Below are 20,103 nucleotides of genomic sequence, written 5' to 3' on the forward strand. Positions count from 1 at the left end.
CCCCGACGAGGGCTCAGTCCGCCGACGGCAGCGTGATGGTCACGCCGAACCCGGGCCGCTCGCCGGGCAGGCCCTCGCCCAGCGCCAGTTCCCCTCCGGCCTCGCGGACCAGGTCGGAGACGATCGCCAGCCCCATGCCGGTCCCCTCGGTGTTCTGATGACGGGGAGAGCGCCAGAAGCGGTCCAGGGCCGCGCCGCGCTCCTCCTCCGGGAGCCCCTCCCCGTCGTCGAGCACGCTGATCCGCGCGGGGTCGCCCGCCGAACCCCGCACCTGCACCCGTGTCCCCCCGGACAGGCGCAGGGCGTTGCTCACCAGTTCGTCGAGGATGCTGCCCAGGCCCCCGGCCGGGGCGCAGACCCGCAGCCCGGCGGGGACGTGCACGGTCACGGTGATCCCCCGGGCCTGGCCCAGGGCGCGCCAGCGCTCCACCCGGGTCTCCAGCAGCTCGGGGACGTCCACGGCCTCGGTGCCGGTGACGCTCTCCAGGCGCGTCGCGGCCAGCAGGGAGTTGAGCATCCGGTGCATGAACGTGGTCTCGTCCACGGCCACGGCGTGCGCCTCCCTGGCCTCCTCCGAGCCGAGGTAGGGCGCGAGGTTCTCCACCGCCAGGCGCAGGCTCGCCAGGGGGTTGCGCAGCTGGTGGGAGGCGTCGGAGACGAAGGAGCGCTGACGCTCCAGGGCCCTGCGCACCACGTCGACCATCGTGTTGAAGGACTCGGTGAGGCGGCGCAGCTCCGGAGGTCCCTGCTCGGCGTCCACCCGCACGTCCAGGTCCCCCGAGGCGACGGCGGTGGTCGCGGCGTCGAGTCGGCCGATGGGGCGCAGGACCCAGCGCGACAGCGGCAGCGAGGCCGCCACCAGGAGCGCCAGGGGCACCAGGCTGAGCAGGGCGAGCCATCCCCACGAGCCGAGGATGTCGGCGCCGAGCCGGTCGGTGGGGGCGGCGACGATGACCGCCCCCGTCACCTCGCTGTCGCGGCCGATGGGCTCGGCGACCACGAGGGGGTCGGACTCCCAGGGCCAGACCGTGGTCGGAGGGGCCGGGCGCTCCCCGGCCAGGGCGATGGTGAGGGCCTCCGGCGCGGCCAGTTCCGCGAGCACGTCGCGCTGGTGAGCCGTGCTGCCGGACCCGGCGATGATCTCTCCGTCGGGGGCCACCACGACCACCGGGATGCCGTAGAGCGCCTCGTAACGGGCCATCTCCTGGAGGAGCGCCTCCGTGCGGTCGGCCTCCAGCGCGGTGCGGGCCAGGGCGGCGAAGCGGCCCGCGTCCCCGAGGCGGTCGACGTAGACCTGCTGGGTCAGCTGCTGGGCGATGACCGCCCCCAGGGGGATGACCGCCGAGGCGACCAGGACGAACGCGGCGGGGAGCAGGATGGTGAGCAGTCTGCGGAGCACGGGCTCAGGACCGGTCGAGGAGGTAGCCGACACCGCGCACGGTGCGGATCTGTACGGCCCGGCCGAGCTTGGCGCGCAGCGAGCCGATGTGGGTGTCCAGGGTCCGGGAGGAGGTCTCCCAGGCCGTGCCCCACACCTGGTCGAGGATCTGGTCGCGGGCGACCACCGACGGGGAGCGGGAGGCCAGGAGTGCGAGCAGGTCGAACTCCTTGCGGGTCAACTGGAGTTCGGCGCCGCCGACGCTGGCCGCGCGGGAGCCGGGGTCCACGGTGAGCTCGCCGATCCTGACCGCGGGCTCCTCCTCCGCGGCCTCGGCCCGCGCGGCGCGGGTGCGGCGCAGGACCGCGTCGATGCGGGCGAGGAGTTCGGCGACGCCGAAGGGCTTGACCACGTAGTCGTCGGCTCCGGCCCGCAGGCCGCGCACACGGTCGCGCTCCTCGCTGCGGGCCGTGACGGCGATGATCGCGGTCTGCGGGCGGTCGCGGAGCTTGCGGAGCAGGTCGATGCCGTCGGCGTCGGGGAGGCCGAGGTCGAGGAGGACGACGTCGGCGGGCGGGGCGCTCAGGGCCCGTTCGGCGGTGGCGACCCTCTGGACGTCGAAGGACGCCGCCCGCAGGGCGGTCACCAGTCCGCGGGCGACCCGGTCGTCGTCCTCGACCACGAGAATGCGCATGTCCAGCATGTTAGGCAGTGTTCGCCCCGGTCACGGCACACCGCCGGGGCGCTCCCCGGCACCGGACGCTGCTCCCGGCCCCCGCGGGACGGGTCCGCCGCCCGTCGGCGGCGCGGCACGGAGTTCCGTGCGGGCGGGCCCGGCCGCCATTTCCACGGACATAAGCGGTCATAACGCCAGAGACGGAATTGCGTCCGCACCGGGGCACCCGCTTCCCCCGAAGCACACGGGGCGACCGCGGAGCGGTCCGCCCCGGGCACAACATCCTGACCCCGAGCCGCAACGGAAACGAAAAGGGATCGGAGTCACGAGCCGCCGACACCCGCCCTTTTCCCGCACGCGCTTTTCGGCGGGCCGGAGAGGGGGTAATCGCCTCTTCGCCACGCGGCCTCTCTCCGGCCGATCTTCTCACGCCCTTCCCGGTAGGCGTCCGCTCCCGCCCTCCGGGCGGAGCCGGGCCCGCAAAGCCCGCGGGCACGGGCTTTGCGCGCGCTGGTCCGGGAAGGGCCCGCGGCGGCGGCGCCCCGGCGGGCACAGCACGGTCCCGGCGCCCGCGAAACCGAAGTGGAACCGCTTCCCGGCATATCATTCGCGTCTTTTTCCGGGCCATCCGGAGAACGGCCGCGCCCGGACAACATGAACACCACTCCAGTGGGCATGTACAAGTCGGCGCCTGTGACCAACCGAATACATAACTGAACCGGAGTCGGACCCGATCGCACTTTCAGAACTGCTCGGGAAACAGGAGCGACCAATGGTGGAACTGGGAGAATCGAGGCCGCCGCGTGCGTAGCGACAACCAGCGGGGACAGAGCGGACGGGAGTGCCCGTGAGAGGGCTGGGACACGAACCCGGTCGGTGGCGGAAGTCGAGCTACAGCGGTGGCGGCAACGGCGACTGCGTCGAGGCCGTCCTGGGCGCGCCGCGGACGGTCGGCCTGCGCGACTCCACGCACCCCGACCGCGCGGCGCTCGCCCTGCCCGCGCACCAGTGGGCCGCGCTGCTCCGGCTCGCCGGGCACCGCTGAACGCCGCGGTCGGCCCGGGGAGCGCGGCCCCGGACCGCGACCGGTCACATCTGGGCGAGGTAGATGTCGGCGTCCCCCCGCACGGTCCTGCGGAGGCTGAGCGTGGCGGGGTGGTCCGACCCCATCACCTCGCGGTAGCCGTCCTCCACGGCGACGAACTCGGCCTCGACGTCCTCGCCCTGGGCCCTGCGGTCCACGAGCAGGTTGCGGCGGGCCAGCAGGGCCAGCGGATGCGGGGCCCCCAGCGCCTCCTCGCAGCCGCGCAGCGCCTCCTCGTCCCGTTCCCGGGCACCGGCCACGTCGCCCATGAGGAAGTGGTCGTTGGCCAGGTTCACCAGGCAGGCCAGGGTGCTGGGGTGGTGGGCGCCGAGCCGGTCCAGGAACAGCTCCAGGGAGCGCTCGTCCAGCTGGCGGGCCTCGGCCGCCCTGCCCAGGCGGCGCAGGATGATCGCCCGGTTGACGTCCGCCGCGCCCACGTAGGGGTGGCGTTCGCCCAGGAGCTTGACGTAGCGCTCCCCCGTGGTCTGGGCCAGCTCCAGCGCCTCGTCGTGCTGGTTGACCGCGCTCAGGGACATGGAGTGCACCAGAGCGGCGTACATGGTCTCGTTGTCGTCCACGCCGTGCTTGACCCGGAAGCGCTGCCAGGCGCGCTCCGACAGGGCGAGCGCCTCCCGATGGTGGCCGACGCGCCGGCGCATGACGGCCAGCGTCCGCTGGTTGCGCAGGACGCGGTTGTCGTCCTCCCCGATCAGGCCGATGGCCCGCTCGACCTGGTGGGCCTGGATCTCCTCGGCCTCCCGGTAGCGGCCCTTCTCCATCAGGGCCTCGGCGTAGCCGTTGTTGGTGCCCAGGGTGCGCGGGTGGTCCGGGCCGAAGACGGCCTCCAGACGGGCCAGCGTGTCGCGGTACTGGTCGGCGGCCGACTCCGGGTCGCCGCTGAGCAGGAGGTTGAAGGCGCGGAAGTGGGCGGTGACCAGGGTGTGCGGGTCGTCCTCGCCGAAGAGGCGCACCCGGCGGTGGTAGGCGTCGGCCGCGGCCGTCAGCGAGTCGCGGAACCGGCCCAGGAAGCGCAGGGTGCGGATGTACTCGATCTCCGCCTCCAGGGTCTCGGAGTCCCCGGGGTTCTGCGTCTCGCGCAGGGTGCCCAGGGTGGCCTCGCACAGCGCGAGGGCCTGCTCCAGGTACCCCTGCCCGCGCATCGCCGTGGAGATCTGGATCGCCATGCCCAGGGTGGAGGGGTGGTTCTCGCCCAGTTGCAGGCGCCACCACTCGTGGGCGGTCTCGCCCAGGCGGCGGGCCTCGTCGAACTCCTGGCGCAGCACGGCGACCCGGCACATCTGCACCACCAGGTTGCGCGCCCAGGGGTCGGTGCAGTTCCACAGTTCGGAGGCCCACACGTGCGGCAGCAGCTCGGTGTAGCGCTCGGAGGCGTCCACGGCCACCACCTGGAGGTCGTTGCGGCCCAGCAGCTGGTGGGCGCAGTGGCGCATCTCCTCGCGCTCCTCGTCGCTCATCGGCGCCTGGACGGCGCGCTGCACCAGCCGGTGCAGGGAGACCGTGTTGCGCTGGTGGTCGATGTGGGCGAGGCTGTTGCGCCCGATGTCGCGGATCGCCATGCCGAGCCTGGCCGGGTCCTCCAGGGCGCCGCGCAGCTCCGCGGGACCCTCGATGCCCCGGGCGAAGTTGAACAGCGTCCGGGGGATGGGCGCCGTCGACATGAAGGAGCAGAGCTGGAGCAGCTGGAGCGCCGCCGGGTTGGTGGTGGCCAGCCGGTCCAGGGACACGTTCCAGGCGGCGGCGACGGCCACCGGGTAGGCGCTGTCCACCGGGCGCAGGAGGTCGAGCATCTCCTGGCTCTTCTCGGCGAACTGGCGCAGGTACTCCTCGGTGGCCATCCCGCTCTCGTGCAGCCACACGGCGGCCTGGTTGAGGGCCAGCGGCAGGTCGCCCAGCTCGTGCGCCAGCTGGTCGGCCTCCTCGGTGGTCAGCGACGCGGGTCCGCGCCGTTTCAGCAGCTCGATGCTCTCCGCCCGGTCGAACTCGCGGACGGAGAGGTAGGCGTCGCCGCCCCGCACCGTCCAGCTGGAGTCCCGAGAAGTGATGATCACGTGGCCCTCGCCCCCGACAGGAAGATACTGATCCAGTTCGGACCGGGCCTGCGCGTTGTCGAAGACGAGGAGCCAGCGCGGATAGTCCACGCCCTGGCGCAGTGCCTCCAGGACGTTCTCCAGGACGTGTCCGCTGCCCGCGCCCGCGCTGTCCAGCCTGAGCCTGGACGCGAGGACGGAGAAGCTCTCCCTCAGCTGGTTGCTGTGGGCCGCGGGGATCCAGCAGATGAGGTCGTAGTCGGACGCGTACCGGTACAGGTACTCCTTGGCGAGCTCGGTCTTGCCGACCCCCGACATCCCGTTGAGGGCGGTGATGACCTGGCGCCGCCCCTTCAGGAGCTGTCCCCTCAGCGCGGAGAGGAGTTCCTCCCGGCCGGTGAAGGCGCTGTTGCGGCGCGGAACCTGGACCCAGACCGCGTTGAGCGGTCGGCCACTCATGGACGATCGGGACGTACGACCGCTGGACTGGCCGCCAGATTCTTGCATCATATCCTCATTTGACAGTTTTGTGGCCATATGAGTTTCTTTCCCCGACCGTTCAGAAAAGGGTGCTCTGTTCCGCGCCTTCCAGCCGTTGTTCCCACCCACACGCGCAGATCCGGAAACCTTCGGTAATACTAGACCAGCGGGCGACGGCGTACCCGCCTCATGCGTTTCTTCCGCACCGCGGGTCGCACCCGTCCCGGAGATATCGGCGTATTCCCTGATGGGCGCGGCATAACGTCGGGTGAGGGCCGCGCTCTCCACCGCCGGGAGCATGGAATTCGCCCAGTGGTGGGACAGCCGCGTCCTTTTCGGGAAGTCGTCGTTCCCGCCCCGCAGCATCAGGCGCAGGGCGTCGAACCAGGGGTCCACCCGGCGCAGGCGCTCCGCCGCCAGGCCCAGCACCCGGCGGATGTCGGAGACCCGGCCGCCCAGCGACAGCAGGGCCCTCCGGACCCCCGGGCGGAAGTCCCACCCGACCGGCCCGTCCTCCTCCCCCCCGCCGCCCCCGCGCACCAGCCCGCTGAAGAAGACCTCCGTCAGCTCCGAGGGCGTGGTGCGGCCGAGCACGTCCTCGCAGACCGCCTCCACCAGACGCGGGTCCAGCGGCACGGCGGCCAGGGCCACCGCCAGGTCGAACGCCTCGGGACTGGCCAGCTGCCGGAAGCGCCGCGCCTCCCGTTCGGCGTCGAAGGCGGGTTCCCCGGCGTCCGGAGCCTCGGCGGGGGCGGGGTCCTCTCCCGCGGGGAACCGCGCGGTGTGCGCCCACAGGCGTCCGGGGCCCCTGCCCATCGCGAAGACCGCCCAGTCGCGGATCGTCCGGGGATCCAGCGTCAGCACCGGCACGAGCACCCCCGGCTCGCGCTTGTCCTCCTCCGGGTCGGTGAGGGTGCGCTCCCGCGCGTACCGGGTGTTCGCGGCGCAGGGACCGGCGGCCCGGGGCGCGGCCAGCTCCATGGGGACGGTGGCGATGGCGCCGCGCCGCCACAGGAGGGGCTGGAGCAGGTGGAGGATCGCGACCGCGCCGCGGTCCGCGGCCTCGGCGACCCAGTCCTGGAAGCCGCGGTCGCGCCAGGCGCCGCCGAGCCCGTCGGTGAGGAACAGGACCACGTGCGCGCGGCCGCCGCCGAGGCGGCCGGGGCGTCCGTGGCCGTCGCGCAGCCTGGGGACGCCGGGGCGCGCGGAGTCGAAGTACAGGGAGGCGACCTCGCGGAAGATCCCGCCGGAGCGCGCGAGCCGGACGAACTCGGCGGCCAGGCCGCGCTGGAAGGCCATGGTGACGCCGTCGTCGACGAGGAGGGTCAGGTTGACCGCCCGTTCCCGGCGCGCGCACGGCCGCGGCACCACCGGGACGCCGGCGCCCTCGCGCTCGTCCTCGGACCAGTGGAGGCTGTCCAGGAGCGAGCGCGCGTAGTTGCGCGCGGTGCCCTCCGGGTCGACGCCGTCCGGCCGCCCACGGGGTTCGGTCAGGTGGAAGGGACCCAGTGCGGCGACCAGTTCCTGGCGCCGTTCCAGGACCGGCTGGACGAACCCGGGGGGCTCCGTCGGCGGCCCGCCGTCCCCCGGGTCCCGGTGCGGCCACGGGGGCGTCCCCTCACCGCCGTGCGGCGGGGCCGGGGCCCGCCCACGGGGCACGCGCCCGGCGGCGGAACCGCCCCCGCCGGCGGGGAGCCCCGGGGACCGGGCGGTCCCGGTGTCCGTGCCGGGCGCAGGGGAGGACCGCTCGGTCCCCGGCGCGTCCGTCCCCGTCCCGGCCTCCCTCGGGGGCGGACCGGAACCGGCGGCCTCCCCGGGCGGCGGACCGTCGGCGGGCGGCGCCGTGAAGATCGGGCGGTCGCGGCGCGCGGCCTCGGCACGCGCCTGGAGGGCCGCCAGGTGGAGCGCGTCCGCCCACTCCGTGGGCGTGAGGCCACCCGGGGAACCGCCCGACCGGTCGCCGGAGCCCCGGGGGCGGTCGTCCCCCGGCTGGTGCGCGGGGCTCATCCCGGGGTTTCCGTGAGGCGGTGCCAGAGCAGGTCGGAGAGGTGGCGGACCTGCTCGGGCCCCGGCTCGCCCCGTCCCATGGCGCCGACCAGGTGCACGGCGTTGAGCAGCTGGTCCACGGCGAGTCCGTGGCCGTCGGCGCTCCTGCGCAGGAACTCGGTGACCAGGGTCCGCGTGCCGGTGGGCGGGTCGCCGTCGAAGTGCCCGGCCACGGCGGCCACCAGCTCGTCCTCGTCCGGCAGCCCCATCCGGACCGGGATGCAGCGGCGCAGGAAGGCGGGCGGCAGGTCCCGGTCGTCGTTGCAGGTCACCACCGTGACGGGAAAGGCCGAGCACAGGACCTCGCCGCGTTCGACCGCCGCCGTACGGCCGGGGTCGTCGGTGGCCACCCGGATCCTCCCGGCCACGTTGGCCAGTCGGCCCAGCTCGGGGACGGTGTAGCCGCCGTTCTCGAACAGGTCGAGCAGGTCGCCGGGCAGGTCGAAGTCGCCCAGGTCGAAGTCGTCGACCAGGAGCACGCGGGGCAGCCGGGTGGGCAGGAAGGCGGTGCCCAGGGGTCCCAGGGTGAGGTAGCGGCCGATCGACTCGGCGCTGCTGCGCAGGTGGGCGTCGGCCTCCGTGCCGTCGGCGCTCGCGTAGCGGCGGTCCCGGGCGCCCAGGGCCCGGTTGCGGGCGTTCTCCAGGTTGAGGTCGTGGATCTGGGTGAGGGGGTCGTAGGCGTACAGGCCGTCGCGCACGGTGCTGCGGCTGGTGACGGCCCAGCGCAGGACGCGGCCCAGGCCCAGCTCGCGGGAGATCTGGTGGGCGAGGCTGGACTTGCCGATCCCGGGCGGGCCCACCAGCAGCAGGGGGCGGCGCAGGCAGATGGCCGCGTTGACCTTGTCCAGCAGCTGGCGGCGGTGCGGCCCCAGGGGAATGGGGAAGCTCCAGGGCCGGACGGGGCCCAGGTGGCGCTCGCTCTCGGCGGCGGGGCTCCCGGCCCGCGGCCCCGGGTCGTAGAACGGGGGGTCCGCGCCGGTTTCGTCGGGGTCCGGCCCGCCGCCGTAGGTGCGCCACCGGGGAGGCGGGGGGAGCTGGGCGGCGAGGTCCAGGTGCGGGCGGGGCTGACCTGTGCCGTGGAAGATCCACCACTCCGGCGCGGAGCTGGTCGATCCGGGTTCGGCTGGTGTGGTCATGGCAGGCCCTTCGAGCCGCGCCCAAGGGGGGCTGTCGGATGCTGTGGGGGGGTCATCGGTCTGGGGGCGGGCAGAACCGGAAGGGTGTCGTGGTAGAAGACGGCGACCTCGAAGCTTTCTTCGATGTACCCGGTATCGTCCGGGGAAACGCATCCGGAACGCGATTGGTGGAGCGCCTTGGGAAGCGCTCGTATTCTTTCGGGTGGCACCATTACCTCCCGCCCCACCTTCCCCAGATTGAGCCACGGACTTGCTCCAGGACCATTGTCGGTGGAACGCCAGATCACGACCGGAACCCCGATCATGAGCGCCGACCAGACCGACATGTGGCATTCATCCAGATGGGAGGGAACGGAGAGGGCGACGATCCTGTCGTCCTGGAGCCTTTCGACCAGGGGTTCGCGGTAGGTCCGTCCGCCCCTGCGCCTCCTCTGCCCGGCCTCGTGCGCGGTGTCCAGGTGCAGGACCTCGCACGCGCTCGCGAGCCCCTCCCACCGGCGGGCGCAGGTACGCCGGGCCTGCGCGGTGTCGCCGCGCGCGGGGTCCACCAGCTCCTCCGCCCGGTAGACCACCTGGGCCCGCGCGCCGAGCCTGCGGTCGCCCTCACCGGCCTCCTGCCAGCGCTCGGCCTCCAGGCGGCGGAGCAGGTCCAGCCGTGCGACCAGCTCGACCCGCACGCCCTCGTGGTACCCCGTGCGGTGGTCCACCTCCAGCAGGGTGAGCAGGCCGCCGACGTGGGCGCCGATGCGCTCGGCCTCCATGTGCGGGGTGTGGCCGTGGCCGCAGAAGTCCGGGGCCCTGCCCCGTCTCTCGCTGAGCACCGTCCAGTACTCGACGTCGTAGCGGTCCCGGCTCCGGCCCTGGGTGACGTGCACGACGAGCCGGGCCGGCGCGCGCGTGCCGGGCGGCGCGGCCGCGCCCTCGCGCCGCCCGCCGCCCCAGAGCAGGAGCAGGTCGGCGCAGTCGCGCAGCGGGACGGCGCAGGGCAGCAGGGCGCAGAAGACCCGCAGCGGGAGTTCGACGCCCTCGGGCACGGTCATCTCGGCCAGGTCCACGAGCCGGTCCCAGGCCGTGTGCGGCGGCGCCTCGGCCGGGGCGAGCTGGTCGGTCCGGGCGGTCTCGAAGGCCTCGGCGACCAGGTCCGGGGAGTGCCCCGCCAGCTCCCGGCGGACGAGGGCGACGTCGGCGTCGGTGGTTCCCTCGGGCAGGAGGCGGTACAGCTGCTCCCACTCCTCGGCGTGGACCAGCGGCTCCGCGGCCCGGGCCGCCGCCAGCGAGCTGCGGCCGCGCTCCTCCAGGTAGAGGATCCAGCGCACGAGGCAGCCCAGGCGCACCTGCTCCCGGCACAGGCGTACCAGGTGGCGGGCGAACTCGACCGGTGAACCCTCCAGGCGCAGGTTGCGGCGGACCCGCGTCGGCAGCTGGTAGGCCAACTGCTCGCGCGCGTCCGGGAGGAGGACGCACCGGAGCGCGCAGAGGGCGTCGACCAGGTCCTCCACACCGCCGTCGGCCGGGAAAGGCCGTCCGGCGCCCTCCGGGAGGAGCCGTCCGCCCTCCGATGGCGGACGCCCCCCGATCGGGGCCTGGCCCCCCGCCGTGGCCGTCGTCTCGCTCACCCGGGCGGGCTCCCCAGGAGCGGGGCCGCGGCCTCGCGGACCCGGAGCATCCCCGCGCTCCCGTCCTCCCTCGCGTCGAGGAGGGCGAGCACCTCGTCGAGGATCCCGTACTCACCGTGGGCGAGGGCGACCAGCTGCGCGGCGAAGGAGAGCAGGTCCTGGTCGGCGCGGAGCCTGCGGCGCAGGCGGGGGTCGAGCGCGACGTACAGGTCCAGGCGCAGGTCGGGCAGGAGCAGCGTGCGCAGATCGGTCATCGCCCTGGCGGTACGCGTGAGCGCCTCCCGTTCGCCGTTCGCCGCCGCGCCCGCGGCGGTCCGCTCGGTCGGCCACACCCGGGGGATCGCCTCCATCGGAATCATCCAGCCCGCCCTGCCGCTGCCGGTCGCCTCGCAGAGCAGACCGAGGAGGGCGTTCCCCCTCTCCTCTCGGACGCCGCTGCCGCTGAAGCCGGGCAGGACGGTGAACCCCGCGCGGGAGTCGACGTCGATCTGGACGTAGCCGAAGCGGCTGCCCCCGGTACCGGTGGCCCGGCCGGTCACCCACAGGCCGGTCTCGGCGCGGGGGAAGCCGAGGACGCGGACCCGGTCGCCGACGCGGTACCGGGCGGGGGCGGCGGGAGGGACCGGGGCGGGCTGGTCCAGGCGCAGCACCGCCGCGTCCCAGGGCGCGGCCTCCTCCCACCACCAGCCGTCGGCGACGACCGTGGCGGCGGCCTCCCAGCCGGGGAGGCCGCGCGGAGCGTCCAGGCGTACGGCGGCGCCGGGTCCGGCGGGGACGCCGGACCCGGCGAGGGCCTCGCGGACGACGTGCGCGCAGGTGATCGCGTATCCGGATGCGACCAGTACCGCGGCTCCGTGCAGGGCCGTGCCGCCGCGGTCGGTGACGCGCAACTGCCAGTCGGGGGCGAGGGGGCGGGGGGCCAGGTGGGACACGGCGCTCCCGTTCGGCGGGCGGGGCACACGGGACGGGCCCGAACGCGCGGTCCCGCTCAGTGTTTCGGGTGCACCGAATTCTACCTGTCGTTCATGAAAATGTGTTGTCGTGAAGGAGAGCGAAAGATTTGAGTGTTTTTCTTGAGGTATAGGTGAATTTAGATAAACAAGTTAAGAAAAGGGGGTTATGTGCGGTACCCGGGCCGTCCGCCTCCGGCGACGGACGGCCCGGACGCGCTGGTCAGGAGGCCGGTACCGGTTCAGGGGTCCGACGGCGGGGGCGACCCCACGGCATGAGGCGGTCCACGGAGAGGCGGCCGCCCGTGAACCCGAGGGCCAGGGCGACGGCGCCGAGGACGAGCACGAACTCGAAGCCGCCGACCAGCGGGTCGCCGACGTGGGCGAAGAAGTAGGCGCCGGCCATCATGAAGGCCAGGAGGATCCCGGCCAGGGGCAGGGCGAACCCGACGATGAGGGCCAGCCCGGCGCCCACCTCGATGCTCGCCCCCAGGAGGGCGGCGAACTGCGGGAAGGGGATCCCCATGGACGCGAAGCCCTGGGCGGTGCCGTCGAGGTCGGACATCTTCGGCCAACCGTGCGCGATGAAGACGACGCCGACCACGACTCTGGCGAGCAGCGCGACGACGTCCCCCACGCGGGACATGAGCGGATTCTCGGTCATAGCGGTTCCTGTTCCTGTGAGCGGGTAACCCAGGAGGAGGTCGTGGCCTCGCACCGTTGCTTGAGACTACAACCTTTTCCTGGGAAAGCAGATGATAGTACGCATCCACCCGGACACATAGAGTGCCAACGAGGGATATTTCTCCCCCGTGGCGTCCGCCCTGGTGAGAGCCGACAACAGAACGCGGCTCAGTCCCGGCGCACCGTACCGGTCGGCCCCGTGTACCGCGGCTCCTCGCCCCCGGGGTCGAGCACGCCGAGCATGGACTCCGCGATCCCCCGCAGCTGCTTGACCTGGTCGCCGGTGAGCGCGTCGAAGAGCACGCGCCGGACCTCGTGCACGTGGCCCGGCGCCGCCTCGCGCAGCACGGCCGCCCCCTCCGGGGTGAGCTCGGCCAGGGTGGTGCGCCGGTCTCCCGGGCGCTTGGACCTGCGGACCAGGCCGTCCGCCTCCAGGCGGGCGACCGCGTGCGAGAGGCGGCTGGGCGAGGAGCGCAGCCGCCTGGCCAGCTCGGTCATCGTCATCACGCGCTCGGGCGCCTCGGACAGCTTCACCAGGATCTGGTAGTAGGCGTGGGACATGCCGGAGTCCTGTCTGAGCTGCCGGTCCAGCGCCCCGTCCAGCAGGTGGACGGCGGCCAGGAAGGCCCGCCACGTCTGCTGTTCGTCCTCGTCGAGCCACCGCGTCTCGGCCATCGGGCCCGTGCCCCCAGGGGTAACTTGAGAGTTCAACTGTGTTCTGGTCAAATATCCATCTTCCAGGCATAGGAGAGCGGCCACGGCACAGCGGCCGAGGCGCGTCCCGACCCCGTGCCTCAGCCGCGGGGCGTCGCCGCCGGCGGACGACACCGGGTGGACCCGCCAGCCGGTCGACCGGTCCTGCGGCCTCACCCGCCCGAGTGGGGTCCTCCGGTGTCTGCGCACTCGAAGGACGCTCCGTCCACCGTCGGCGCCACGGCGGACGGGGGCCCTCTGACCTAAGGCTCCTGGGGTTTCCCGCAACGCTACTACGGAGTCACATACGCCGCCCCGGGTACGCACCGCCCTCGTTCGAGGCCCCCGCGCCGGGCCGCCGCACGCCCGCCCGGCGCCGCGCGTGTCGGTACCGCTTGGGACACTCTCCCTCATGACGGACACACGCGATCCCGCGGACGCGCGCACGGTCGAGGAGCTGGTGGCCTCGGCGGGCGGAGCCGAGTACCTGTGCTTCTGGGGCCACCAGCCGCCCGCCTCCGGAGGCGTGTCGGCGAGCTGCCTGTCGCAGTGGTGGCCCGCCGACTTCACGGTGGAGGGGGTCGGCTACCGCACCGCGGAGCACTACATGATGGCCGCCAAGGCCCGCCTGTTCGGCGACGCCGAGGCCGAGGAGCGGATCCTCGCGGCGGGCCACCCCCGGGACGCCAAGGTGATCGGCCGCCAGGTGCGCGGCTTCGACGAGCGCGAGTGGGAGGCGGCCCGCTTCGGGATCGTGGTCGAGGGCGGCCTCGGCAAGTTCGGCCAGAACCCGGAGCTGCGCGAGTTCCTGCTCGGCACCGGCGGACGGGTGCTGGTGGAGGCCAGCCCCCGCGACCGGGTGTGGGGCATCGGACTGGGCGCCGAGAACGACGACGCGCGGGTCCCCGAGCGCTGGCGGGGCCTCAATCTGCTGGGGTTCGCCCTGATGGAGACCCGGGCCCGCCTGGCCGCGGCCCGGTGACGCCGGGTCCGGTCTCCGCCGGACCCGCGCGGCCGGGATCGCCGCGGTCGGACCCACGAGCGGACGGGACCCGGGGCACGGGTTCGCGCTCACCACGGGCGGGAGCCGCGGGACCGGCGCCACCGCCGCGCCGCGGCTGACCCGTGAGGGCGCCGACGTCGCCCACCCGGCCGGTCCGGGCGGCCGGTTCGTCACGGGCACAAGCGTGAACGGTGGGCTCAATGCCTGAACCCGGGCCAGGGCGCGCCGGAGCCGCGTGCGTTCCGGCCCTTCGGGCTCCCGCCACCTCCGCTGGCGCGTCAAAAAAGACGTATCGTGCGTGGTGTGTAGTTATCGTGTGCTTTTTCCGAATCGCATCCCGCGATCACCGTCGGATCACCCGGATTTCATCCGCCGTATCCGCGGTTACGGCTCCGGTGTGCTCACGACAGGAGTAGAGTCCACAACGCGGACAGCATGGTGCTTCCGGCACCGCACCCGTTCTTTGGAGCACTCCGGGTCTCGGCGTTCCCGCCGCCACCCGTCAGACGCTCGCGCGGCCCGACCACGTACGCCCGCCGCACGCTCCGGGAGACCGGTTCACCCACGCGCACCCGCCGGTGCCGCGCGCGGTCCGGGAACGCACCGTCCTTCTTCCATCCAGGACGAACCACACTCCAGGGACTTCCCATGGCCTATTACCGCATCCAGTTGCGCGACGGCTCCAACCACACGCTCCAGGCGGTGCGCATGCGCACCGACGCACGCAGCCTCTACCTGGAGGAGCGCACCGCCGGGGCGTGGACCGAGGTGTTCTCGAACCCGATCACGGAGGTGGAGCGCGTCCAGCGCCGCTTCACCGAGAACGACGGCACGTGGACCTGGCTCAGCGAGCGCCTGCCCGCCCCCGTCGGCGGGGTCCGCGCCTGGTGAGGCCCCGGCCGGGCGGAGGGATCCGCCCGGCCCCGGGCCCGCCGCGGAGCGGTCGATGGCGCCCCCGGGGGATGGCGGTCCCGCCCGAACTCCGCAGGCGTCCCGGCCCTCCGCTTCCCGCTCCCTGTCGGGTCCTTCCGCTGACGTGCCCTGAACAGGCGCCCACTCCCGGTACGGCGCGCACGGGGGCCGCGCACGAGCCCACCGGCGGAAGCCGGGCGCCGCGGGTGTGAGGGTCCGAAGCCGTGGTCCCCCGGTCCCGTGGCGCACGCCCCCTGGACCGAAACCCCTCTTACTTAACATTCATTAAGGAGGGGGGAGGGGAAAGCTGGATACCGTGGACGGCGGGTCCCCGCCCCCCGCATGGGCCCGGAGTACCCGACGGGGTACAGGAAGTGGAGAGACCAGGATGAGCGAGACGACCCCGGCGCCGGACACCCGCGCCTCCTCCGGCTCCGAGGCGCCAGCGCCGCGGAGGCGGGTGAACCGGCGCGAGCAGATCCTGCGCACGGCGGCCGACGTGTTCGCCTCGCAGGGCTTCCACAACACCTCGCTGGCCGACATCGCGGCGACGCTCAACATCACCCCGGCGGGGGTCCTGCACCACTTCGGCTCCAAGACCGACCTGCTCACCGCGGTCCTGGAGCTGCGCGACGACACCGACCCGGCGCCGGAGGGCAGCCGGATGCTGGACCACCTGGTGTCGACCGCCGAGCGCAACGCCGAGCGGCCGGGGACCACGCAGCTGTACGCGGTGCTGTCGGCGGAGAGCGCCACCGACGGGCACCCGGCGCAGGACTGGTTCCGGGACCGCTACACCGTGCTGCGCGGGGAGATCGGGAACGCCGTGCTGGACCGGCTCGGGCCGGGGCACCGGGAGGCCGCGGACACCCCGGGGCCGGACGGGCACACCCCGGCGGAGGCCGCGGCGTCGGCGGTCATCGCCGTGATGGACGGGCTCCAGGTGCAGTGGCTCCTCGACCCGGGTGCCGTGGACATGGCCGCCGTCACCGAGCTGGTGATCGACTCCGTGGTGGCCCGGCTGTCCCTGCAGGACTGACCGGGCGGGCGCCCGGCGCGGGAAGGCCGTCTCCCGCGGGGACCGCGGAACGCCGAAGGGGCGCCCGGAACCGCGCGGTTCCGGGCGCCCCTTCGGCGTTGGGCGGGCGGTTACTGCTCGCCGTGGACGGAGCCGGGGGTGCCCGAACCGTCGGTCACCTGCGGCTCGCCGGTCGCGCTCTCGGCCAGCCACTCGTCCCAGGACATCTGCCAGAAGCCCCAGCCGTTGTTCCACTCCAGCTCGCGGTCGGTACCGGTGGTCTCCAGGACGTCGCCCATGAGGGTGTTCTCGAAGATCCAGCGGGCGTCGTCCATGCGCAGGTTGGTGCAGCCGTTGGAGGTGTTGGCGCTGCCGATGTTGCCGTTGTAGGAGGCCTCGTGCAGGAACTCGCCGCTGTCACTGGTGCGGACCGCGTACTGCACGTCCACGTTGTAGGCGCCGGGGGTGCCCTCGGGGATGCCCACGGTGGAGGAGTCCATGGTCATCTGCTCGTAGCGCTGCATGAGCACGTGGGTGCCGGAGGTCGTGGTGTCGAAGCGGCGGCTGGCCTTGCCGTTGCTCACCTCGATGGTGCGGTCGTGCTCACCGTCGATGTTGACGACCAGCTCGTGGTCGGGCACGTGCATGGTCATGATCAGCTCGCGGCCGACCTCGAAGTCGATGCGGTGGTTCTCCACGCCGTAGACGCCCTCGGAGGCCTCGACGCCGGCGAGGCGCAGGTCGACGCTCACGGACTGGTGGGGCTCCCAGTACTCCTCGGGCCGGAACACGGCCATCGTGTCGGTCTCCCAGTTCCAGGCGCCCTGGACGCCCTGCTCGGAGATGACCTCCATGGAGTTCTCGACCTGCGCCTTGTTGGTCACCGGCAGGTCGAAGTTGATGACGATCGGCATGCCCACGCCGACGGTGTCACCGGAGACGGGCCAGTTGGAGGCCAGTTCCAGGCGCTGTCCGGCGACCGCCTCCAGGGTGGTGAACTCCTGGACGACCTCGGTCTCCTCACCGGCGTCGTTCTCGGCGGTCGCGGTGACCACGACCTCCGCGCCGGGGCGCAGGTTCCAGTCGCTGACCCACTCGGTCGCGTCACCGTTGAGGGTGCCGGTCATGGCGTAGAGGTCGGCCTCCTGCGCCTCGCCCTCGCCCTCCGCCGCGGCCTCGGTGGCGACGACCTGCTCCACCTGGACGTCCGTGATGACACCGCTCTCCGCGGTGACCCGGATGGGGGAGTTGGGCGCGACCTCCTCGGCACCGTTCTCGGGAGTGATCACCAGCTCCGCGGGATCGGCGCTGGCCGCGTCGGTACCGCCGCCCTGGGTTTCGGCCTCACCCGACGTGCAGGCCGTGGCGGCCAGCGCCAGCGCTGCCAGTCCGATACCGAAACGACGCGCCACCGCCGGAGGTGTCTTGCCCGTCACGTCTGGTTACCTCCATGTCATGCCTGAAACGCCATCCACGCAAGTAAGACGCACACCCACCGAAAAGGTTCTGAAATCTCATGCATCGGTATAGAGCGGTTATCTGGGGCGTGGGACGTGGGGGACGCCGGAACCGAAGACGATACACCCCGGGGGTACACCTCGATTCCCTACGGGTATGAGGTTACGGCCACCCGTAACTCGCCTTGGACACCGGGTTGGCCCTGCGCCTAGAATCTTGTCCGAACGCTCAGGTTTCTTCTCCGGAGGAACCTGGTCAAACGCTCAGTTCTCCGTCGGGAGGAACGCCGTGCCGTGGCTCTGGCTGGCCGGAGCGATCATCGCCGAGGTGATCGCCACCACCTCGCTCAAGCTCTCCGAGGGCTTCAGCCGACCGCTGCCCTCGGTCGTCGTGGTGGTCGGTTACGTCGGGGCCTTCCTCATGCTCAGCCAGTCCCTCACCCGGGGCATCAACCTCGGCGTGGCCTACGGCGTGTGGGCGGCCGTGGGCATCGCGCTGGTCGCGGTGATCGGCACACTGCTCTTCGGCGAGTCGCTCACCTGGGTCCAGATCGGCGGAATCGCGCTGATCATCGCGGGGGTCATGGCCCTGGAACTGGGCGGGCGGCACTGAACGGCCACGACACGGCGGCCGTCGGCGAGGGCATCGCCGACGGGCGCAGACGCAAGGGCGAGCGGCGCCGCCGACAGCTCCTGGACGCCACCATGCGCGTCATCGAACGCGACGGTGTGGCGGCGGTCAGCCAGCGGCGCGTGGCCGCCGAGGCCGGGGTGCCGCCCAGCACCGTCACCTATTACCACGCGACCGTCGACGACCTGCTCGTGGACACCCTGACCCGGGTCAACGACACCTACGTGGCCGCGCTGGCCGCCGTGCCCGAGGACGCGGACGCGGCCCTGCGCGCCCTCGCCGGGATGATCGCGGTGGGCTCGGGCCCCGCACGGGCCCAGGTGATGGCCGAGTGCGAACTGTTCCTGCTCGCCGCGCGCCGCCCGGCCCTGCGCCCGCAGACCGAGCGCTGGAACCGGGCCGTGGACGCCTTCCTCGCGCCCTACCTCCCCCGCCCGGAGGACCGCGCGGGCGTGGGCGCCGCCGTCGACGGCCTGTTCGTGCGGGCCTGCGCCGACCCTGAGCTGACGGCCGAGGACGTGTACCGCACGCTCAGCCGCCTGGTGTCGCGCGTGCCGCGTAGCGCGCGGGAGGGGTCCCCAGAACGGCGGTGAACTCCCTGGTCAGGTGGGACTGGTCGCTGAACCCGAGTTCGGCGGCCAGGCTCCCCCAGTCGGGCGCCGCGCCCTTCCTGGCCCGCTCGGCGGCCTCGTAGAGCCGGTACCTGCGGATGACCGCCTTGGGGCTCAGGCCGACGTGGTCGGCGAAGCGGCGCTGGAGCAGCCGCACGCCCATCCCCTCGCGCCGGGCGAGCCCGGACACGTTGACCACCGAGGGGTCGGCGGCCACCCGCTCCACGACGTCGCGCGTGTCCTCGGCCGGGTGACGGTACGCGGGGAGCAGCCCGGCCAGGGCGCGGTCGACCGCAGCCATGAGGTCGAGGGGATCGGACGTCTCGGACGCCAACGCGCCGTCGGGCGCCCCGCGCCCGTCGGCACCGGGAACCCCTCCCCTGCCGGGGGCCCCGAAGACCTCCGACGCGGGGAGACCGGCGTCCACGATCGTGTTCATGGGCCTGCCGAGGAACGGACGGAACCCCGCGGGCCGGAACATCACCCCGAGCGCCCAGCCCTCGCCCTCCAGGCGGCGCTCGGTCACCTCGGTGGTCGGGCCGTACACCGTCGCGGTCCCACCGGTGAACACCAGGTTCACGACGGGGTGGGCCAGGACCCGCTGGGTGTGCGGCTCGCGGCCGGTCAGGTTCCACGAGGTCAGCCAGTAGCGGTCCACGAAGCGGGCCACCCGCTCCGAGGGAGCGTGTCGGTCCAGGCGGAACCGGGTCAGCCCGGCGTCCGGGTCGAGGATGCCGCGCGCGTCCCCCTCCACCCCCACGGAGTACGGTCTCACGGCTCCAGGGTAGTCCTCCGCCTCCGAACACACGTGCGGTTCGTCGTGTTTGTTCAAGACGGCGCCCGGTCGAGGGGGTGAGGATGGCGGACACCGAGACACACCCGAGGGGAACACGATCATGAGCGACATCTCCGAGCGCTACGCCCGCCTGTCCGAGGACTTCGCCGGGACGGTGGCGGCCGTCCCCGCCGACCGCTGGTCGTCGGCGTCCCCCTGCGAGGGGTGGGACGCCCGCGACGTGGTCCGCCACGTCGTGGACACCCAGGGCATGTTCCTCGGCCTGGTCGGCCGCGAACTGGGTGACATCCCCTCCGTGGACGAGGACCCCCGCGCCGCCTGGGACGCCGCCCGAGCGGTGGTCCAGGCCGACCTGGACGACCCGCGGCGCGCGAACACCGAATTCGACGGGTTCTTCGGCCGCACCACCTTCGCCGAGGCGGTGGACCGGTTCCTCGGCTTCGACCTCGTGGTGCACCGCTGGGACCTGGCCCGGGCCACCGGCCTGGACGAGCGCCTGGACCCCGGCGACGTCCGGTGGGCGCACGAGGCCACCGCACCCTTCGGGGAGCAGCTGCGCGGGAACAACGTCTGCGGGCCCGAGCTCACCCCGCCCGAGGGCGCCGACGACCAGACCCGGTTCCTGGCCTTCGTCGGCCGCCGCGCCTGGTAGCGGCCCCGGGCTCCCCCGCCCCGGGGACCGGTGCGGGCCCGTCCCGGGGAGGCGGCCGGGCCGGGCCGCCCCGGGCGACCCGGCCCTGGGGCGGCACACGGGCAGGGACGGCAGCCGGGCGGTTTTCCCGCTGAAGCAGGACACGATCGGAACGCTCTCCTTCCGGGGCTCCGCGCGTGCGGAGTATGCGGTCAGGGGGTGCGACGCGGATCGTGTGCTGCGGGGAGGCGGC

General features: G+C 73.3%; 17 protein-coding genes. 7 read left to right on the forward strand and 10 right to left on the reverse strand.

The genetic code is table 11. From position 1 onward, the window contains the following. Positions 1–13: 13 nt before the first annotated feature. Both NDAS_RS22290 and NDAS_RS22295 read right to left on the reverse strand, forming a co-directional pair. Entirely contained in the window at positions 14–1,399 is a 1,386-nt protein-coding gene (locus NDAS_RS22290) for a sensor histidine kinase (protein WP_013155508.1), read from the reverse strand. Positions 1,400–1,403: 4 nt separating this feature from the next. Continuing rightward, positions 1,404–2,081: a response regulator transcription factor gene (locus NDAS_RS22295; protein ID WP_013155509.1), complete on the reverse strand. Its 678-nt coding sequence runs from the start codon at positions 2,079–2,081 to the stop codon at positions 1,404–1,406. Between the two features lie 820 nt (positions 2,082–2,901). Between NDAS_RS22295 and NDAS_RS22300 the strand changes: the two genes are divergently transcribed. Next, positions 2,902–3,099, forward strand: coding sequence for a DUF397 domain-containing protein (locus NDAS_RS22300; protein ID WP_013155510.1), 198 nt, complete (start codon positions 2,902–2,904; stop codon positions 3,097–3,099). 44 nt (positions 3,100–3,143) lie between these two features. Here the strand turns inward: NDAS_RS22300 and fxsT are convergent, their stop codons facing one another. The 6 genes from fxsT to NDAS_RS22330 all read right to left on the reverse strand — a co-directional run bounded on the left by fxsT (position 3,144) and on the right by NDAS_RS22330 (position 12,773). Next, a complete protein-coding gene (fxsT, locus tag NDAS_RS22305) occupies positions 3,144–7,673 on the reverse strand; it encodes an FxSxx-COOH system tetratricopeptide repeat protein (RefSeq protein WP_013155511.1) in 4,530 nt (1,509 codons plus the stop codon). Continuing rightward, on the reverse strand, positions 7,670–8,848 hold the full coding sequence (locus tag NDAS_RS22310; protein ID WP_013155512.1) for an AAA family ATPase: 1,179 nt from the start codon (positions 8,846–8,848) through the stop codon (positions 7,670–7,672). Before NDAS_RS22310 ends, fxsT begins: the two co-directional genes overlap by 4 nt. Continuing rightward, complete coding sequence (locus tag NDAS_RS22315; protein WP_013155513.1) at positions 8,845–10,464, reverse strand: hypothetical protein; 1,620 nt, start codon at positions 10,462–10,464, stop codon at positions 8,845–8,847. The genes NDAS_RS22310 and NDAS_RS22315 overlap by 4 nt, the downstream gene beginning before the upstream one ends. Beyond that, a complete protein-coding gene (locus NDAS_RS22320; RefSeq protein WP_013155514.1) occupies positions 10,461–11,396 on the reverse strand; it encodes a S1 family peptidase in 936 nt (311 codons plus the stop codon). The genes NDAS_RS22315 and NDAS_RS22320 overlap by 4 nt, the downstream gene beginning before the upstream one ends. Before the next feature lie 241 nt (positions 11,397–11,637). Then, the gene (locus tag NDAS_RS22325) at positions 11,638–12,078 is read right to left on the reverse strand and encodes a DoxX family protein (RefSeq protein ID WP_013155515.1); all 441 of its coding nucleotides are present in this window, start codon (positions 12,076–12,078) and stop codon (positions 11,638–11,640) included. A 188-nt stretch (positions 12,079–12,266) separates the two neighbouring features. Beyond that, entirely contained in the window at positions 12,267–12,773 is a 507-nt protein-coding gene (locus NDAS_RS22330) for a MarR family winged helix-turn-helix transcriptional regulator (RefSeq protein WP_013155516.1), read from the reverse strand. A 430-nt stretch (positions 12,774–13,203) separates the two neighbouring features. On the opposite strand from NDAS_RS22330, the gene NDAS_RS22335 reads away from it, so the two are divergent. The 3 genes from NDAS_RS22335 to NDAS_RS22345 all read left to right on the forward strand — a co-directional run bounded on the left by NDAS_RS22335 (position 13,204) and on the right by NDAS_RS22345 (position 15,745). Then, positions 13,204–13,773 carry an NADAR family protein gene (locus tag NDAS_RS22335; RefSeq protein WP_013155517.1) on the forward strand — a complete coding sequence of 190 codons (570 nt, stop codon included), beginning with the start codon at positions 13,204–13,206 and terminating at the stop codon, positions 13,771–13,773. A 669-nt stretch (positions 13,774–14,442) separates the two neighbouring features. Then, complete coding sequence (locus NDAS_RS22340) at positions 14,443–14,685, forward strand: hypothetical protein (protein ID WP_013155518.1); 243 nt, start codon at positions 14,443–14,445, stop codon at positions 14,683–14,685. 409 nt (positions 14,686–15,094) lie between these two features. After that, complete coding sequence (locus NDAS_RS22345) at positions 15,095–15,745, forward strand: TetR/AcrR family transcriptional regulator (RefSeq protein WP_013155519.1); 651 nt, start codon at positions 15,095–15,097, stop codon at positions 15,743–15,745. A gap of 110 nt (positions 15,746–15,855) precedes the next feature. On the opposite strand, the gene NDAS_RS22350 is transcribed toward NDAS_RS22345, so the two are convergent. Further along, a complete protein-coding gene (locus tag NDAS_RS22350) occupies positions 15,856–17,160 on the reverse strand; it encodes a L,D-transpeptidase (RefSeq protein WP_013155520.1) in 1,305 nt (434 codons plus the stop codon). 310 nt (positions 17,161–17,470) lie between these two features. Here NDAS_RS22350 and NDAS_RS22355 point away from each other — a divergent pair, with 310 nt between their 5' ends. Together NDAS_RS22355 and NDAS_RS22360 are read left to right on the forward strand one after the other, a co-directional pair. Continuing rightward, positions 17,471–17,794 carry a DMT family transporter gene (locus NDAS_RS22355; RefSeq protein ID WP_013155521.1) on the forward strand — a complete coding sequence of 108 codons (324 nt, stop codon included), beginning with the start codon at positions 17,471–17,473 and terminating at the stop codon, positions 17,792–17,794. Between the two features lie 32 nt (positions 17,795–17,826). Continuing rightward, the gene (locus tag NDAS_RS22360; RefSeq protein ID WP_255418254.1) at positions 17,827–18,405 is read left to right on the forward strand and encodes a TetR/AcrR family transcriptional regulator; all 579 of its coding nucleotides are present in this window, start codon (positions 17,827–17,829) and stop codon (positions 18,403–18,405) included. Here the strand turns inward: NDAS_RS22360 and NDAS_RS22365 are convergent. Continuing rightward, on the reverse strand, positions 18,344–19,198 hold the full coding sequence (locus NDAS_RS22365) for a helix-turn-helix domain-containing protein (RefSeq protein WP_232051602.1): 855 nt from the start codon (positions 19,196–19,198) through the stop codon (positions 18,344–18,346). The two genes, NDAS_RS22360 and NDAS_RS22365, sit on opposite strands and share 62 nt — an antisense overlap. Positions 19,199–19,319: 121 nt before the next feature. On the opposite strand from NDAS_RS22365, the gene NDAS_RS22370 reads away from it, so the two are divergent. Continuing rightward, positions 19,320–19,871 carry a TIGR03086 family metal-binding protein gene (locus NDAS_RS22370; RefSeq protein WP_013155524.1) on the forward strand — a complete coding sequence of 184 codons (552 nt, stop codon included), beginning with the start codon at positions 19,320–19,322 and terminating at the stop codon, positions 19,869–19,871. Positions 19,872–20,103: the final 232 nt, after the last annotated feature.

Origin of the sequence: Nocardiopsis dassonvillei subsp. dassonvillei DSM 43111 (assembly GCF_000092985.1) — a bacterium.
Classification (GTDB): Bacteria; Actinomycetota; Actinomycetes; order Streptosporangiales; family Streptosporangiaceae; genus Nocardiopsis; species Nocardiopsis dassonvillei.